Annotated in this window: 18 protein-coding genes; 4 read left to right on the top strand and 14 right to left on the bottom strand. The window is 60.3% G+C overall.

Annotated features, from left to right (window positions below; all coding sequences use genetic code 11):
• Positions 1-2: 2 nt before the first annotated feature.
• The 12 genes from lpxA to LC343_RS21940 form a co-directional block, all read right to left on the bottom strand.
• On the bottom strand, positions 3-833 hold the full coding sequence (lpxA, locus tag LC343_RS21995; RefSeq protein WP_223479329.1) for an acyl-ACP--UDP-N-acetylglucosamine O-acyltransferase: 831 nt from the start codon (positions 831-833) through the stop codon (positions 3-5).
• Between the two features lie 8 nt (positions 834-841).
• Positions 842-1321, bottom strand: coding sequence for a 3-hydroxyacyl-ACP dehydratase FabZ (gene fabZ, locus LC343_RS21990; RefSeq protein WP_223479328.1), 480 nt, complete (start codon positions 1319-1321; stop codon positions 842-844).
• The gene (lpxD, locus tag LC343_RS21985; protein WP_223479327.1) at positions 1321-2406 is read right to left on the bottom strand and encodes a UDP-3-O-(3-hydroxymyristoyl)glucosamine N-acyltransferase; all 1086 of its coding nucleotides are present in this window, start codon (positions 2404-2406) and stop codon (positions 1321-1323) included. The genes fabZ and lpxD overlap by 1 nt, the downstream gene beginning before the upstream one ends.
• A 36-nt stretch (positions 2407-2442) precedes the next feature.
• Entirely contained in the window at positions 2443-4767 is a 2325-nt protein-coding gene (bamA, locus tag LC343_RS21980; protein WP_223479326.1) for an outer membrane protein assembly factor BamA, read from the bottom strand.
• 194 nt (positions 4768-4961) lie between these two features.
• Positions 4962-6110 carry an RIP metalloprotease RseP gene (gene rseP, locus LC343_RS21975; protein ID WP_223479361.1) on the bottom strand — a complete coding sequence of 383 codons (1149 nt, stop codon included), beginning with the start codon at positions 6108-6110 and terminating at the stop codon, positions 4962-4964.
• Between the two features lie 71 nt (positions 6111-6181).
• A complete protein-coding gene (locus LC343_RS21970) occupies positions 6182-7000 on the bottom strand; it encodes a phosphatidate cytidylyltransferase (protein WP_223479325.1) in 819 nt (272 codons plus the stop codon).
• Positions 6997-7746 carry an isoprenyl transferase gene (locus LC343_RS21965; RefSeq protein ID WP_223479324.1) on the bottom strand — a complete coding sequence of 250 codons (750 nt, stop codon included), beginning with the start codon at positions 7744-7746 and terminating at the stop codon, positions 6997-6999. The genes LC343_RS21970 and LC343_RS21965 overlap by 4 nt, the downstream gene beginning before the upstream one ends.
• A 41-nt stretch (positions 7747-7787) precedes the next feature.
• Positions 7788-8348, bottom strand: a complete 561-nt coding sequence (gene frr, locus LC343_RS21960) for a ribosome recycling factor (protein ID WP_223479323.1) — start codon at positions 8346-8348, stop codon at positions 7788-7790.
• Positions 8349-8369: 21 nt separating this feature from the next.
• A complete protein-coding gene (pyrH, locus tag LC343_RS21955; RefSeq protein ID WP_223479322.1) occupies positions 8370-9101 on the bottom strand; it encodes a UMP kinase in 732 nt (243 codons plus the stop codon).
• Between the two features lie 119 nt (positions 9102-9220).
• Positions 9221-10135, bottom strand: a complete 915-nt coding sequence (tsf, locus tag LC343_RS21950) for a translation elongation factor Ts (RefSeq protein ID WP_223479321.1) — start codon at positions 10133-10135, stop codon at positions 9221-9223.
• Positions 10136-10268: 133 nt separating this feature from the next.
• The gene (gene rpsB / locus LC343_RS21945) at positions 10269-11093 is read right to left on the bottom strand and encodes a 30S ribosomal protein S2 (RefSeq protein ID WP_223479320.1); all 825 of its coding nucleotides are present in this window, start codon (positions 11091-11093) and stop codon (positions 10269-10271) included.
• A gap of 188 nt (positions 11094-11281) precedes the next feature.
• Positions 11282-12112, bottom strand: a complete 831-nt coding sequence (locus LC343_RS21940; RefSeq protein ID WP_223479319.1) for a cell envelope integrity EipB family protein — start codon at positions 12110-12112, stop codon at positions 11282-11284.
• Positions 12113-12216: 104 nt separating this feature from the next.
• On the opposite strand from LC343_RS21940, the gene LC343_RS21935 reads away from it, so the two are divergent.
• The 4 genes from LC343_RS21935 (at position 12217) to LC343_RS21920 (ending at position 15159) form a co-directional block, all read left to right on the top strand.
• Positions 12217-12693: a RidA family protein gene (locus LC343_RS21935; protein ID WP_223479318.1), complete on the top strand. Its 477-nt coding sequence runs from the start codon at positions 12217-12219 to the stop codon at positions 12691-12693.
• The gene (locus tag LC343_RS21930) at positions 12690-13406 is read left to right on the top strand and encodes a glycerophosphodiester phosphodiesterase family protein (RefSeq protein ID WP_223479317.1); all 717 of its coding nucleotides are present in this window, start codon (positions 12690-12692) and stop codon (positions 13404-13406) included. The genes LC343_RS21935 and LC343_RS21930 overlap by 4 nt, the downstream gene beginning before the upstream one ends.
• Positions 13407-13448: 42 nt before the next feature.
• Positions 13449-14660 carry a GNAT family N-acetyltransferase gene (locus LC343_RS21925; protein WP_223479316.1) on the top strand — a complete coding sequence of 404 codons (1212 nt, stop codon included), beginning with the start codon at positions 13449-13451 and terminating at the stop codon, positions 14658-14660.
• 67 nt (positions 14661-14727) lie between these two features.
• A complete protein-coding gene (locus LC343_RS21920; RefSeq protein ID WP_223479315.1) occupies positions 14728-15159 on the top strand; it encodes an HIT family protein in 432 nt (143 codons plus the stop codon).
• Between the two features lie 98 nt (positions 15160-15257).
• On the opposite strand, the gene LC343_RS21915 is transcribed toward LC343_RS21920, so the two are convergent.
• The gene (locus LC343_RS21915; RefSeq protein ID WP_223479314.1) at positions 15258-15608 is read right to left on the bottom strand and encodes an AzlD domain-containing protein; all 351 of its coding nucleotides are present in this window, start codon (positions 15606-15608) and stop codon (positions 15258-15260) included.
• Positions 15605-16357 (bottom strand): AzlC family ABC transporter permease, encoded by a 753-nt coding sequence (locus LC343_RS21910; protein ID WP_223479313.1) that lies wholly within the window; start codon positions 16355-16357, stop codon positions 15605-15607. Before LC343_RS21910 ends, LC343_RS21915 begins: the two co-directional genes overlap by 4 nt.
• Positions 16358-16409: the final 52 nt, after the last annotated feature.

Below are 16409 nucleotides of genomic sequence, written 5' to 3'. Positions count from 1 at the left end.
GGTCACTCGCCGTCGGCCATGCGCGCCCGAAAGTCACTCAACGGCGTCATGTATTTGTGATTGCCAGGCGCCAGAATGAACTCCGCAATATCGCGTACCGAGTCGAGGTCCTTGTGCTCTTCGAGCAATCGGGCCGCGTTTTCGCGCATCGAACCCAGTTCGTATGCAAACAGGCTCTTGTAGGCGCGGCGCAAGACATTGATCTCAGACCTGTCCATACCGGAGCGCTTCAATCCGACAAGGTTCGGACCGGCCAGGAACGCACGATTGCCCATGACCAGGGCATAGGGAATGACATCCTTCGTAACCGCGGCGAGACCACCGATAAAGGAATGGTGTCCAACGCGGCAAAACTGGTGAACGCCCGCACCACCACCGATGATGACACGGTCTCCGATGACCGCGTGGCCGCCGATCATCACATTGTTTGCAAAGGTGACATTGTCACCCAGCACGCAATCATGGGCGATATGCGAATAGGCTAGGAACATACAGTTGTCGCCAACGGTCGTGATGCCCCGCGAAGACCCAGTCCCGGTGTGCATGGTGACGCCTTCGCGGATCGTCGCATTACGCCCGATCACCAGCTTTGTGCGCTCGCCCTTGTAGGCCGTATTCTGCGGCTCCGCGCCGAGAATGGCATGCGGAAAGACGCGGCAGTTTTCTCCAATCGTCGTATCGCCCATCACGACGACATGGCTCATCAGTTCCACGTTGTCGCCGATAACGGCAAGCGGTCCGATATGACAGAACGGTCCGATGCGGACGCCGGAACCAAGTTCGGCGCCTGGTTCGACAATCGCCGTCGGGTGAATCGAAGGAGACTGGCTCATTTCCACGATCAGTCCTCTCCGTAATCGAAGGACAGTTTCGCGGTCAGTTCGGCTTCAGCGACCTTTTCACCGCCGACCTTGGCCACGCACGCGTAACGGCACACCGTGCCCCGCTTCTTCATCAGGGACACATGGTACTCCAGCACGTCCCCCGGAACGACCGGTCGGCGAAATTTCGCATTGTCGATCGTCATGAAGAACACGAGCGCCGATTTCTCGGACTTGCGCGCGCGAACGCCGATTGCGGCGGCGGTTTGCGCCATGCCCTCGATCATGAGAACACCCGGCATGATCGGCAGATTCGGAAAATGGCCCTGAAAGTGCGGCTCGCTCGCCGTGACGTTCTTGATGCCCACCGCCGACTGCTCGCCGTCGATATCGACGATCTTGTCGATCAGCAAAAACGGGTAGCGATGCGGCAACAGCTGCATGATCTCCTGAATATCGGCTGCCTCCAGGATCGCGGCCTGTCCTTCGGATTCGGTCATCAACTGTCCTGCTGTTTCTTGTTTTTCGGCTTCTTATCGGCGGCCGCAAGTTTACGCAACGCCGCAGACTGGCGAAAAAACTCCTTGTAAGGACGCGCCGGAGTGCCGGCCCAGCGTTCGCCATCGGGAATATCATGCATCACGCCGGACGACGCAGCAATCTGCACACCGGAACCAATCGTCACGTGATCGGCGATCCCGACGGCACCTCCAAGAAGGCATCCATCGCCGATGACGACGCTTCCCGAAAGGCCGGTATGGGCCGCGATCGCACAATGCCGTCCGATCCTGACGTTGTGCGCGATCTGGACAAGATTGTCTATTTTTGTGCCTTCGCCAATCACCGTATCGTCAAGCGCGCCACGATCGACCGTCGCGTTGGCGCCAATCTCTACACGGTCCTGGAGGATGACGCGACCGAGCTGCGGCACCTTCTGGAGACCTTCCGGACCCGGGACATAGCCGAAGCCGTCCTGTCCGATACGCGCCCCGCCGTGAAGGATCACGCCGTTTCCGATCAACGCATACTGGATATCCGCAAGCGGACCGATCCGGCATTCGCGGCCGATCTGGCAATGATCGGCTATGACCGCGTTCGAACCGATGATCGTGTTGCGGCCAATAGCGACATGATCGCCGATGACCGCGCCGGCACCGATGACGACACCGTCCTCGATTTGCGCGAGCCGGGAAACATGTGCATCGGGATAGTCCGTCGTAAACCCGTCGCTCGCATTCGCCCGGCCCGGCCCGAGACTGTCAGGGAACAGATGGCAGCCGATCGCGGCGAATGCCGCATGCGGTGACGATACGACTATCTTGGCGGGACCACCGGGAAGAGCGGCAAGTCCCTTCTCGTTGCACAGTATGGCAGCGACTTTCGAGAGCGCCGCGAGTTTCTCGGCGCTTGTCGATGACTGTACGAAAACGAGAGAGCCGTTGCGCGGATCATCCAGCGACGACAGACCGGAAATCCGGGTCGATCCGTTCAAACCATCTGCTACACGTCCGCCGCACAGTTCCGCGACGGCGGCGACGCTCAGTTCCGCAATGGGCTTATGGAAATTGGGCTGTGATTCAAGCACGAGAAAAAAGGCCCGGCTTCTTGCCGGGCCGTTCTATCAGAATGCGGTCGAGATGGAGAAGTTGAAATTCTGCACCTTGTCCGTCGGCTCTTTCATGAGCGGCCAGGCATAGTCGAACCGCAATGGCGCGAACGGAGAGTCCCATATAAGGCCGATACCCGCAGATGCGCGCCATTCCATGGCGGTGTTCATCGCATTCGTGGTGTCGTCGTGCCCGTACAATGTCGCAGCGTCCGCAAAGACCGAACCCTTCAGGCCGAGATCCCTCGGGAAGGCCGGCAGCGGGAACTGTGCTTCCGCAGTGGCATTGAAATAGGTCTTGCCGCCAACATGGTCACCCGCAGCATCGGTCGGACCGATGCCGTTTGTCGCGAAGCCGCGAATATGCTTCGCGCCGAGCTGGAAGTGGTCGATTGAACGCACGTCCTGCCCGATTCCGGTGATATTGCCGGCGCCAAACTTGAGCATGCCGACCAGATCAGCCTCGTCCGACAAGGTCTTGTAATACGCGCCGGAGACCGTCGATTTCACATGGCGGGCATCGCCGCCAACGCCCGCGAATTCCTGTCCGAAACGAAGATACAAACCTTCATGCGGATCCTGCGGGCTATCGACTGTGTTGTAGGTCAGACCGTAGAACACCGCCGATTCAGTCCAGGTGCCACCTTCAGTGACGTCAACCCCGTACACATCCGAGATCGAGCCCGTGACATTCGAATACTCGTCCTGCTGGAACTTGTAGCCGATATTCGCGCTCAGATCATGCGTGATCGGCAACCCGAAGCTGATGCTTCCGCCTGTCGATGCGAGGTCGTAACCGGTATAGTCTTTCGTCTTGCGATAAGCCGCACCGGTCAGCGCAAGCCGGTAACCGAGGAAATACGGCTCGGTGAACGAGATGTTGTAGGTCCGGTTATCCACACCGCCGCCGGCGCTGATGCGAATCGTTTGTCCGCGGCCAAGGAAGTTGCGCTCGACAACGCTCGCTTCGACCGAGACACCACCCGAAGACCCTGCGCCAGCCGTTGTGTAGCCTGCGCCGATACCGAATTCACCGGTCGATTTGTCGACAGCATTGACGACGATAATAACCCGATCGGGAGCCGATCCAGGACGCGTCGTAATATCGACCCGCTCGAAATAATCGAGCCTTTCGAGTCGACGCTGCGCGCGGCGAAGCAGAGTCTGGTTGAACGCATCGCCCTCAGCGAGATCGAACTCGCGGCGGATGACATAGTCGCGGGTACGCGCATTGCCCATGATCTCGATACGCTCGACAAAGGCGCGCTGGCCCTGGTCGATCACGTAGGAGACATCAATGGTGCGGGTCTCGAAATTGCGGTTTCCGACCGGCGTCACTTCTGCGAATGGGAAGCCTTCGGTGGCAAGCCGCTCCGACATCGCGATCAGCGTGTCTTCCACGTCTTCCGCGCTGTAGATCGCGCCATCGCGAGTCGAAACCGTCGAGCGGAGTTCCTCCGACCCGACACCGCTCACGGTGCTGTCGATATCGACCATGCCGAATTTGTAGCGCTCGCCTTCATCAACCTCGATCGTGACGACGACATTTCCGGTATTCGGATCGATATCGCCCGACGACGACAGGATACGGAAATCCGCATAGCCGCGATTGAAGTAGAAGCGGCGAAGCTGCTCTTCATCCGCGGCCAGACGCTGGTCGTCGTAGATGTCGGAGCGGGTCAGCCATGAAAGCGGATTGCTTTTCTTGGTCGAAATCACGCCCTGCAGACGACGGTCGCTGAACGCGTTGTTGCCGATAATATTGATCTGCGTGATCTTCGTGCGGCCGCCCTCGTCGATCTGGAAGACGACATTGACGCGGTTGTCGCCGAGGTCGACGACTTCCGGATAGACGCTCACATCGTTACGGCCGATTGCGCCATAGGCGCCACGAATCGCTTCCACGTCCGCGTCGAGCGTCGCCTGATCGAAGGTCCCGCGCGGCGCAAGCCTGACGACGCCACGCAGACGATCGTCCTTCTGCTTGCGGTTGCCGCGGAAGATAACCTGATTGACGATGGAGAGTTCAGAGACAACGACGACCAGCGTGCCGCCGGAGACCGAAACATCCACATCGGAAAACAGGCCGGTTGCGAAGAGCTTCTTCACGGCGTCATCGATATCGGCCGCAGAGTAGTTCGCGCCGGCCCGGAAGCCGATCAGGTCCGCTACGGTGCCGTTTGCGACGCGCTGATTTCCGCGAACAGAGATCGCGCGGGCTACAGCCGCTTCGGCAGCAGAGACCGAACCAAGAGTGAGTGCAATTCCGCCGCCAACTGCGGGCGTCAGCGCCAGAGCAATCGCCGAAACGGCGCTTAACATCCGTGGTGCTGTCTTCATTGGGTTCTTTCCCCTCTTCCCGCGTCCGTCCCCAGATCGGGTAGCACAAACATAAATCATTGAATTCACCGTATTACAGGCTTTGATTTCACACGCAAGGGTTTGCGTTAAAATGCGTTTACGAACCTGACCTGCGTGGCAAAATCGTCACGCGAGATCTTCTGCGATGGTAAACAATTCGCATAAAATCCGAACTAGCTTCCTCCCAACAGCGACGAAACATCATTCCAGGTCGCAAACACCATCAGTCCCAGTATCAAACCGAAACCGATTCGGTAACCGTACTCCTGCGTCCGTTCTGGCACTGGACGCCCCCGCAGCGCCTCGAAAAAGTAGAATACGAGATGTCCGCCGTCCAGAACAGGCACCGGCAATAAATTCAACAATCCGATCGAAATGGAAAGGATTGCCGCCAGATTGAACAGAGCGACGAATCCGAGCGTCGCGACCTGTCCGGACATCTGTGCGACACGAATGGGCCCGCCGATCTGGTCCGGCTTTTCGCGTCCGGAAAATATACCCGCGATATAGCCGCCCGTGCGCTGGATCACGAAGGCGGTCTCCTTGACCGCCATGACGAACGATTCGCCGACTCCATAACGCTCGATACGGTGCCCGCCGGTCTGCCGATCATTGAGGACACCGATGATGCCCTGCTCCATCTTGTTACCGAACCGGTCCTCGATCTCGAGACGCTCCGGCGTGACTTCGAAGGTCAGCAATTCGCCGTCGCGCTCCATGACCATTTCGATGGGCTCGCCCCAGCGCACGGCGACGTAGCGCTGGACATCGGAGAACTGCTTCACCGCAATGCCGTCCACGCTGACGAATTTGTCGCCCGGCATGATGCCGACCTGTTCGGCAACGCTGTCGGGCCGAACTTCCGAAACCACTGGGTCCGCGACGCCGCGGCCATAGACGGAGAATATCGTGGTGAAGATGACGACCGCGAAGACGAAATTCGCGAAAGGTCCGGCAAATACCGTCGCGGCGCGGCGGCCGACCGACTTGTTCTGGAATGCCTGCGCCTCTTCTTCCGGCGTCAGCGAGTCGTCATGCCCTTCCGGGACGGATGCCGCATTCATGTCGCCGACGAATTTCACGTAGCCGCCAAGCGGTATCCAGGAAAGGCGCCACCGCGTTCCGCGCCGGTCGTTGAATCCGACCAGTTCCGGACCGAAACCGACCGAGAAAACCTTGGCTCCGATGCCGCACCAGCGGCCAACGAGATAATGGCCCAGTTCGTGGACGAAAACGACGATCAGAAGAACGAAGAGAAACGGAACGAGAGTTCCGAGGATGAAGCCGTTTGTCGAAAACAAGCCCGTCACAAATTCCAGCATCACCAAACCCTGTCCAAACCCTGCATCGATTACACATTCAAATCCGGCGGGAGCATGGCGCGAATGCGCGTTCAGCCACCGAAAAACGCCGATGACGGACGCTCGAAGCCCCCGCCGGCGAGAGACGTCGCCCACAGGGCGATTGCCGCGAAGACGAGGCCGTCGACACGATCCATGAATCCGCCATGACCGGGGATAATCCGGCTGGAGTCCTTCACGCCGGCGCGCCGCTTGATCCACGATTCGAAGAAATCGCCGATCTGCGACACCACCGACAGGACGACCGCGAGGATTGCGGCCAGCCCCGGAGACCCGACCCTGGCAACCGCAAGCACCACGATGCCGGCGAAAATCGCCGAAACAACGCCGCCAATTCCGCCCGACCACGTCTTCTTGGGAGAGACAACGGGCAAGATTTTCGGGCCGCCAATCGCGCGCCCGGCAAAATACGCGCCGATATCGGTTGCCCAGACAACCGCATAAAGGAAAAGGATCGCAATGAGGCCCGAAACGGCATCGCCCGATTCGCGCAGCATGATCAGAGCGACGAGCGTGAGGCCGGAATAGAGAAAGCCGGCAACGGACCATCTTTCTCCTGAGAAGCCCATCGCGACGAGCACGAATGCCGCCGTCGCGACCGCCCATGCGAGAGCCATCCCGCCATTTGGCAGAATCAGTGCCCCGACGAACAGCAATCCCAGCAGCACGACGCCAAGCAATCGAATGCGGTCGTCGCAGCCCGGGCATGCCATATCGAGCCATTCGGCCCAAACGATCACGGCGATCATTGTTACGACGGCCGCGAAAAGCCAGCCGCCTGCCAAGGTCGCCGTCAAAACGACAGCGGCGAGGACAAGGGCGGAGACGATCCGCGCCTTCAGTTCGCTCATAGCGCGACGTCCTTCGCGTCGTGTACTCCGCCATACCGGCGGGTCCGAGACGAATACTCGTCGATCGCCTGCTCCAGCCACGACTTGTCGAAATCGGGCCACATGCAGGGCAGGAAGACGAATTCCGAATAGGCGGCCTGCCAGAGCATGAAATTCGACAGCCGCATTTCGCCGCTCGTGCGGATGAGGAGATCCGGGTCGGGCTGCGCGCCGGTATCGAGCGCGGCTCCGATATCGGCTTCGCTGATCGAAGCGGGATCGAGCCCCTGCTCGACGACCTGCGCAGCCAGTTTCACGAAGGCACGGCGGATCTCGTCGCGTCCGCCATAATTGAAAGCGATGTTCAGATTGAGTTTCGAATTGTCCCGGGAGCGGATTTCCGCGGTCTCGACCAGGCCAAGGATATCGGCGGAAAGGCCCTGGCGATCTCCGATGACGCGGATACGCACGCCGTTGGCGCACAATTCGGCGAGGTCGCGGGTGATGAAAAGCTTCATCAGTCCGAGCAGATCGCGAACTTCCTGCGCCGGCCGCGCCCAATTCTCGGAGGAAAAAGCGTAGAGCGTGACATGTTGAATGCCGAGTTCTGCGGCGGCGCGTACCGTTTTGCGAACCGCATCCACGCCGGCCTTGTGCCCGAAGCCGCGTGGCATGCCACGCGCGGCCGCCCACCGTCCATTACCATCCATGATGATACCGACATGGCTGGGTACGGGGCAGTTCCGGTCTTCGTTGTCACCGGTCAAGGCGATGGGTTTCACTCCACTTCAATTGCCGCAAGAACGGCTCATACATGCATGATTTCTTTTTCTTTATCCGCCAGAAGCGTGTCGATTTCCGCAATCGTCTGGTCGGTCTGTTTCTGGACCTCGTCGGACTTCTGACGGTTCTCGTCCTGGCTGATCTCGCCGTCTTTTTCCAGCCGCTTCAGCGTTTCCATGCCATCGCGGCGCACATGCCGGGCGGCGATGCGTGCGTTCTCGGCATATTGATGGGCGATCTTCACCAGTTCGCGCCGGCGTTCCTCGTTCAATTCGGGAAGAGGTACGCGCACCGTGGTGCCGTCCGTCATCGGATTGAGACCGAGCGTCGACTCGCGGATCGCCTTTTCAACGGCGCTGACCATCGATTTGTCCCACACGGAAACGGACAGCATGCGGGGTTCCGGCACGGTCACGTTCGCCACCTGGTTGATCGGCATCTGGGATCCGTATGCCTCGATCATGATCGGATCGAGGAGCGACGCGGAAGCTCGTCCGGTCCGCAACCCTCCCAAATCGCCCTTGAATGCCGTGATGGCGCCTTCCATGCGGCGTTTCAGATCGGCGATATCGAAGTTCTGGCTCATTTTTCTTGTCCTTTTCCTGCCCTAAGACGCCTGTTTCTCGTTGACCAGCGTCGAGCGGCCCCCTCCCCGCAATATCTGCGAGAAACCGCCGCCTTCATGAATCGAGAACACGACAATGGGAATGTGATTTTCGCGCGTCAAGGCGATCGCGGCGACGTCCATGACGGACAGTCCGCGGGCAAGCACCTCGTCATGCGTGATCGTTGCGAATCGTTCGGCATCGGGAACCTTCTTGGGATCCGCGGAGTAAATTCCGTCGACCTGAGTGCCCTTGAACAGGGCATCGGCGCCGATCTCGGCGGCGCGCAACGCCGCGGCCGAGTCCGTCGTGAAATAGGGATTTCCAGTGCCGCCGGCAAAGATCACCACACGCCCCTGCTCGATGTAGTTCATCGCTTTCCGCTGCGAGAATCCCTCGCATAATTGCGGCATTGCGATGGCGGACAGCACGACGGCGTCGACGTTCTTCTTGACGAGCGACGTGCGCAGCGCCAGCGAATTGATGACGGTCGCCAGCATGCCCATGTGGTCGCCGGTCACCCGGTCGCCGCCCCTGGAGGCAACGGCCACGCCGCGGAAGATGTTGCCGCCGCCGATGACCACCGCGACCTGCACGCCCATATCGACCGCATCCTTGATGTCGCCGGCAATTCTGTCGGCGACCTCGACGTCGATTCCGAAACCCTGATTGCCCATCAGGGCCTCGCCCGAGACCTTGAGAAGTACGCGTTTGAAAATGGGAGAAGCAGACATGAAACTACTTTGAAGGAACCGCTTGAATGGTGACCTCCCGATACATGAAGGGCACCGCGTTGTCACGCAGTGCCCTTTTCGCTTTTGCGCTATCCAGAGGATTGCGCAAGCATGTCGGATCAGCCCTTGGCAGCAGCCGCCACTTCGGCGGCAAAATCCGATTCTTCCTTCTCGACGCCTTCACCCAGCGCGAAGCGGACGTAGCCGGTCACCTTGGCAGGCGCACCGATATCCTTTTCGGCCTCGGCGAGCGCCTTTTCGACCGTCAGGTCGGGATTGATCACGAAGGCCTGCTTCATGAGGCAGACTTCCTCGTAGAACTTGCGCAGACGTCCCTCGACCATCTTCTCGATGATGTTGTCCGGCTTGCCGGAGGCGCGCGCCTGATCGGCGAAAATCGCACGCTCGCGATCGACCGCAGCCTGATCGAGATCGGCGACGTCGAGCGCCATCGGGTTTGTTGCGGCCACATGCATGGCGATCTGGCGGGCGATGGCGCGCGCGGCGTCCTTGTCGCCATCGGTTTCCACCGCGACGAGCACACCGAGCTTGCCGAGCCCATCGGAAACGGCGTTGTGCACATAGGTCGCCACGGTGCCGTCGAGACGGGCCGAACGACGCAGGTTCATGTTTTCGCCGATCGTCGCGATCGCGTCCTTGATGGTGTCGGCATTCGACTTGGAACCGCCCGGATAATCGGCGGCTGCGACCGCATCGACCGAACCGTCGGTGCCGAGAGCGGACGATGCGACATTGCGGACGAGATCCTGGAAGGCCTCGTTGCGGGCAACGAAGTCTGTTTCCGAGTTGACCTCGACAACGACCGCGCCGTTGTCGTCGGAAGCGACGCCGACCAGGCCTTCAGCCGCGGTGCGGCCGGACTTCTTGTCCGCCTTGGCGATGCCCTTCTTGCGCAGCCAGTCAACGGCGGCATCGATGTCGCCATTGGCTTCGGTCAGGGCTGTCTTGCAGTCCATCATGCCCGCGCCGGTCATGTCGCGGAGTTGTTTTACGAGAGATGCTGAGATGCTCATCGGTTCGCCTCTTTGTGTCGAACGATATCGGGCGACGCCCGAAATGAGGCGCATGCCGGATATATCCAGCCATGCGCCGATTCATGTAACGGTTTGATGACCGCGCCCGTGAAACCGGGCGCGGCGCCAGCCATCAGGCCTGAGCTTCGGTCTGCTCGGCCGGTGCGGCCTGCGGTTCCGCAGCTTCGGTGGCTTCCGCCGGTGCCTCGACGATGGCTTGCTCGACCGGAGCTTCGGCAGAAGCACCAACGTCGACGCCGGACGCGCCCTGCTGGCGCGCAATGCCGTCGATTGCCGCGCGGGCGATCAGGTCGCAGTAAAGCGCAATCGCGCGGGCCGCGTCGTCATTGCCCGGGATCGGGTAGTCGATCGGGTCGGGATCGCAGTTCGAATCGACGATCGCGACGACCGGGATACCGAGACGCTTGGCTTCCTGAATCGCGATCGCTTCCTTGTTGGTGTCGATCACGAACATCAGGTCCGGCGTGCCGCCCATGTCCTTGATGCCGCCAAGCGCGCGATCCAGTTTGTCGCGTTCACGCTCGAGGTTCAGGCGCTCCTTCTTGGTGAAGCCCTGTGCGTCGGACGACAGGATTTCCTCGACCTTGCGCAGGCGCTGAATCGAGTTCGAGATCGTCTTCCAGTTGGTCATCATGCCGCCGAGCCAGCGGGCATTGACGTAATACTGCGCGCTGCGGCTCGCCGCGTCGGCAACGATTTCCGAAGCCTGGCGTTTGGTGCCGACGAACAGCACGCGGCCGCCACCGGCAACGGTGTCGGAGACAACCTTCAGAGCCTGGTGCAGGAGCGGCACCGACTGCGACAGATCGAGAATGTGAATATTGTTACGGGCACCGAAGATGTATCGGGCCATTTTCGGGTTCCAGCGGTGAGTCTGGTGACCGAAGTGAACACCAGCTTCAAGCAGCTGGCGCATGCTGTAATCAGGCAACGCCATCGTTTTTCCTTTCCGGTTTAACCTCCACGAAGCGTAAAAGCGGTTTCCCGCCACCGGTGGTCAGGCCGGATTTCTCCCGGCACAAACCGAACTTCGTGTGTGGAATGCGCCGCGCGATAGCCTATTGGCGCGGCAATTGCAAGCGCGGCGCCTCAGGAGGCCGCATCGATCGCCCGATAAGCCGGGGCTCAATCGCACTCCTGGCGGGGGAGCATTTCAAGCCTGTTGAGCTTTCCGGAGAGCGCGAAGTCACCGTAATCCATGACGAGATCGCGCGTTACGCCATTTTCATAGAGCTTGAAGGCGATCTGGTATTCGGGAAGCGACTCACCCGAATGGTCTTCCGACGAGGCGTCGAAATAGGAAATCGACACATTTCGGTAGGGATCGTCCTTGAGCGCTTCGGCAGCTTCGGCGTCACCTTCCTGTTCCGTCTTCTCCTGGCCGATAATGACCGTTGTGGTCATCACGCGGTCGGCGTCTTCGGAGCCATCGAAAATATCCGCTTCGTAGATCGTCTCGCCCTTTTGCGCCCGGTCGATCAGATCGAGGATGTGCTGGCTCGGAAACATCGCAGGCCCGAGGACGATTTCCTCGTTTTGCGGCTTTCTCAGCGTCACGATGATACTGCCATCCTCATGTACGGCGGTGCCGGACAATTCCCGATCGAGTTTCTCGTTGACGAACGACTTGGTCAGGAAGCGAAACATCTCGCCCTTGCCGTCTTCGTAGGTGGAGGTCTGCTGGTCCGTCAGGCGATTGCCGCTTGCCGACCGGATTCGCGTAACGAACCGGAAATTCGACGTGTAGCCATCGCATGCCGATCCTTGGAACTCGTAGACGATCCTGCCATTCATCCCGCTGATGCCGGACCGGTCCGACGCGTCCATCAGGGCAACGTCATAGACAGCGCGATGCGGCGCCAGAGACTGCGCCGATGCGGGCGTCGAAGCGGCTGAAACCAAGGGGAGAAGAAGTGTTGCGAGCACAACGGATCTGGCATTACCAAACGGCATCATGAAGTCCTGTCATTTTCGACGACTATAGGTTTTCTCGTGGCGGAAGCGAGGCAAAAATTGCAAGACATCGTAAACGCCGCACCGAGTCGAAAAGGGAGACCAGAATGCCGGAGACCATCGCCGACCGACTGACCGCATTGGGAATTTCACTGCCGGAAGCCGCCGCACCCGCTGCAAACTACCTGCCTGCCGTAACCGCCGGAAACATGCTCTATACCTCCGGTCAGCTTCCTCTTCGCGACGGCGCATTGATCGCGACGGGCCTGCTCGGCCGTGACCTCGACGTCGAGGCGGGCCAGGAAGCCGCGAAGGCCTGTGCGATCAACATTCTCGCCCAGGCGAAGTCACTTCTCGGAGACCTAGAGCGGATCGAGCATATCGTGAAGATTTCCGTATTCGTCGCCTCCACCCCGGATTTCACCCAGCAGCATCTGGTCGCCAACGGTGCATCGGACTTGCTCGTCGAGATACTTGGCGATGCCGGACGCCACGCGCGCTCCGCCGTCGGCATGGCCTCCCTGCCGCTCAATGCCCCGGTGGAGATCGAGGCGATCATCCGGTATTCGGATGCTTCTGCGTGAGTTCGACGGAGTTCCTGACACGCCGCCCCATCGCGCATCGCGGACTGCATGACGAACGCGCCGGACGGATGGAAAACTCGCCATCGGCTTTCGAGGCGGCCTGCCTGCGCGACTTCGCCATCGAACTCGACGTGCAATTATCCGCCGACAACGTGGCAATCGTTTTCCACGACGAGACGCTGGATCGATTGACCGACCAGACCGGACCGCTTGCCGGAAGGACGGCGGCAGAGCTCGGCAGGATCAAACTGGGCGATACAAGCGACTTCATCCCGACGCTGGCCGAGACATTGGCGCTGATCGATGGCCGTGTTCCGGTCGTGGTCGAGATGAAGGATAACGGGCCGCGCAACATTGCTCTCGCCGGCGCGGTCGCCGCGGATATGGCAGGTTATACCGGCCCGGCCGCGGTTATGTCGTTTGCACACGATCTCCTCTCGGCCTTCCGGGATACCGACTCAGCGGTGCCGCTCGGCTTGACTGCGGAAGGGATCGGTACGCCTGCCTTTGTGGAGCACGAGAAGGCTCTTGCCCAGGGCATCTCCTTCGTGTCCTATCACGTGAAAGCGCTACCGAATCCGTTCGTGGCGCGCGTGCGTGAAGAGCTTGGCCTTCCCGTGATCACATGGACGGTCAGGACGCCGGAGGACGTCGCGGCCACGCGCGACTATGCTGACCAGATGACGTTTGAAGGTTTTGACCCGGATATCTAGCGCCTCTCTTGTTTGCAGTGCGGTATGCGATAAATCTTGGGTATGACCCAATCCAGCGACGCCCCCGGAACCGATCACGAAAACGATTCCTTTGTCATTCGTGTTCGCGACCGTTTTGCCGAGATCAGCGAAGCCGCCTGGTCGCGTCTGTCCGGCACGGCTCCCGGCGAAGGGTCGGCACCGTATAATCCCTTCATTTCGCACGCCTTTCTCGGCGCATTGGAGGACTCGGGTAGCGCGACGGCGCAGACCGGCTGGCTCGGCCAGCATCTGGCGCTGGAAGATGCGGACGGGACTCTTATCGCCGCCCTGCCCTGTTATCTGAAGTCTCACAGCCAGGGCGAATATGTGTTCGACCACGCCTGGGCCGACGCCTATCGTCGCGCCGGCGGCGAATATTATCCGAAGCTCCAGAGTTCCGTTCCCTTCACGCCCGCGACCGGACCGCGTTTGCTCGTTTCGGACGCGATCGATGCACCCTCAGCGCGGCAGGCGCTCGCGCAGGGATTGATGGCGCTGACCAACAGGCTCGGCGTCTCCTCCGCGCACGTCACCTTCGCCACGGAAACGGACATACAGGCGCTCGAAACCGCGGGTTATCTTCATCGCACGGACCAGCAGTTTCATTTTCACAATGCCGGCTATGCCGATTTCGACGCCTTCCTGGAAACGCTCTCGTCGCGCAAGCGCAAGAATATCCGCAAGGAACGCGCGACCGCGTTGGAGAATGGCATCACGGTGGAATGGCTGACGGGAAGCGATATCACCGAGAGCGCCATGGATGCGTTCTTCGCGTTTTATTCGGACACCGGAAGCCGCAAGTGGGGACGGCCCTATCTCAACCGAACTTTCTATTCGCTGATCGCCGAACGCATGCCCGACGACATCCTGCTCGTCATGGCGAAGCGAAACGGGCGCTACGTGGCCGGGGCGATCAATTTTATCGGCGGCAATACGCTGTTCGGCCGCCACTGGGGGTGCATCGAGCACCACGCCTGCCTGCATTTCGAGATCTGCTACTATCAGGCCATCGAATACGCCATCGCGAACAAGCTGGAATTCGTCGAGGCGGGCGCGCAGGGCGAACACAAGCTCGCGCGCGGCTATATGCCGGTGATAACGCATTCGGCGCATTACCTGCCGCATGAGGGCTTTCGCAACGCGGTCGCCGACTACCTGGAACACGAACGCGAGGATGTCGCGCAGTTCTCGCGCGTGCTGTCGGAACACAGCCCTTTCAAAAAAGAGAACTGAGACCGCCCGACTGCATTGAAGGCGGACACTCTCCGGTCTAGGAAAACCGCATCGAAGGGGAAACGCCATGACTGCCGAGTACGATCCGGACAACATTTTCGCCAAGATCCTGCGCGGGGAAATCCCGAGCCACAAGGTCTACGAGGACGATCACTGCATCGCGATCATGGATGTCATGCCTGAATCGGACGGCCATGCGCTGGTGATCCCGAAGGCGCCGTCGCGCAACCTGATCGACGCCGACCCCGACGAACTGGCCAAGGTCATCGCCGTTGTCCAGAAGGTCGCAAAAGCGGTGATCCCGGCCTTCAACGCCGATGGCGCGGTGATCCGGCAATTCAACGAAGCGGCCAGCGGGCAGACCGTGTTCCACCTGCATTTCCATGTCATTCCGTGCGCCGAAGGCGTCAGGCTTCGCAAGCATGTCGACAAGATGGAAGATCAGGACATCCTCGCGGCCAACGCGAAGAAACTGATCGGCGCGCTGGAAGCGCTCTAGAGCATTTCAGGTTGCAGCAGAATCAAGAAGCGCTGCCTCTCGACTTCGTCTCGAACGCGCATCTTGATGCAGATGTTTCGATCTGAACCTGAATTGCACTAGAAGCCGAGCAGCATCCCTGTAACGAGGATCGCGAGCCCGACGCTTATCCCTACCGCCATCTTCTGGCCGGCAAGCAGAAACGCGGCAAAACCGACGATTGCGGCACCGAGGCGCAGCAGCAAGGCGGTCTCGGCCAACGCGCCCGACGGAAAGATCACGAGCCGGGCGATGACGGCGGCGACCAGCGCGGTCGCGATCGACCGCACCAGCATGAACGCCGCCGAGGTCTCGTCGAGCTTCCGACCGAGAAGAACGCCGGCATAGCGCCAGATGTCTGTCGCGAACCATCCCGCGATCAGGATGAAGAGATAGGGCCACCACCAGGCGTCGATCGCGGTGAAATTCATGTCGCGCTCCCCCGCGTGTCGCCGGGAAATTTCCGGTCATACAGGAATGCGGCCACGCCACCGAACAGTCCGGCGAGCAACAGATCGAATTCGGGCGCAACGAGATGGAACAGCGGCCCGAGAACCAGGCCTGCGATCATGGCGATCTTGACGAGGCGATGCCGCGCGGTCGCCCAGAGCGAGGTCAGGAAATAGATCGGCGTCAGGAAGAACAGCGCGCCGAGGACCGTGACGGGAATGCCGGTCGCGAACACATAGACCAGGACGACGATTGCGATATTCAGCGATGTCAGCGTGACGGCAAAACCGGCGAAATAGGTGGTGCGGAATTGCCTCGGCGCACGATGAATCCGCTCCGACGCCATCACCCAGGACGTCACCGCGATGAAATGCGACAAAAAGAGCAGCGTTATGGTGCGGGTCTTCTCGGAGCGGATTTCCGCGACCAGCGTCGTGACCATCGGCATCAGCCGGACAGACGACAATGCGACGGATACGAACACCGCAGCGAGCGTCGTTCCGCCCGTGATACCCGCAATAAGAACCACCTGTGCCGGCAACGCCCAGATCGTCGCCGTCATGAAAGCCGCATGGGCGAGTTCGATACCGCTCTCTCGCGCGAAGCCGGCAAAGCCGACAAAGGCGCTCATCAGGATGAAGGCCGGCAGCGAGATGATGTTGCGCATTCCGCGTGCGTACCAAAGCAAATGGGTGCCCTGGCTTGCCGCAGGCTCGGGTGGCTTCTGCATGATGCCGCGCTAGCACGCCGGTGGCGGGTTGGCGAGATAGTACGGACGAAAA

It is taken from the genome of Oricola indica (assembly GCF_019966595.1).
Classification (GTDB): Bacteria; Pseudomonadota; Alphaproteobacteria; order Rhizobiales; family Rhizobiaceae; genus Oricola; species Oricola indica.
Note: the sequence above shows the minus strand (reverse complement) of the source record. Positions and strands in the feature narration are given on the sequence as shown.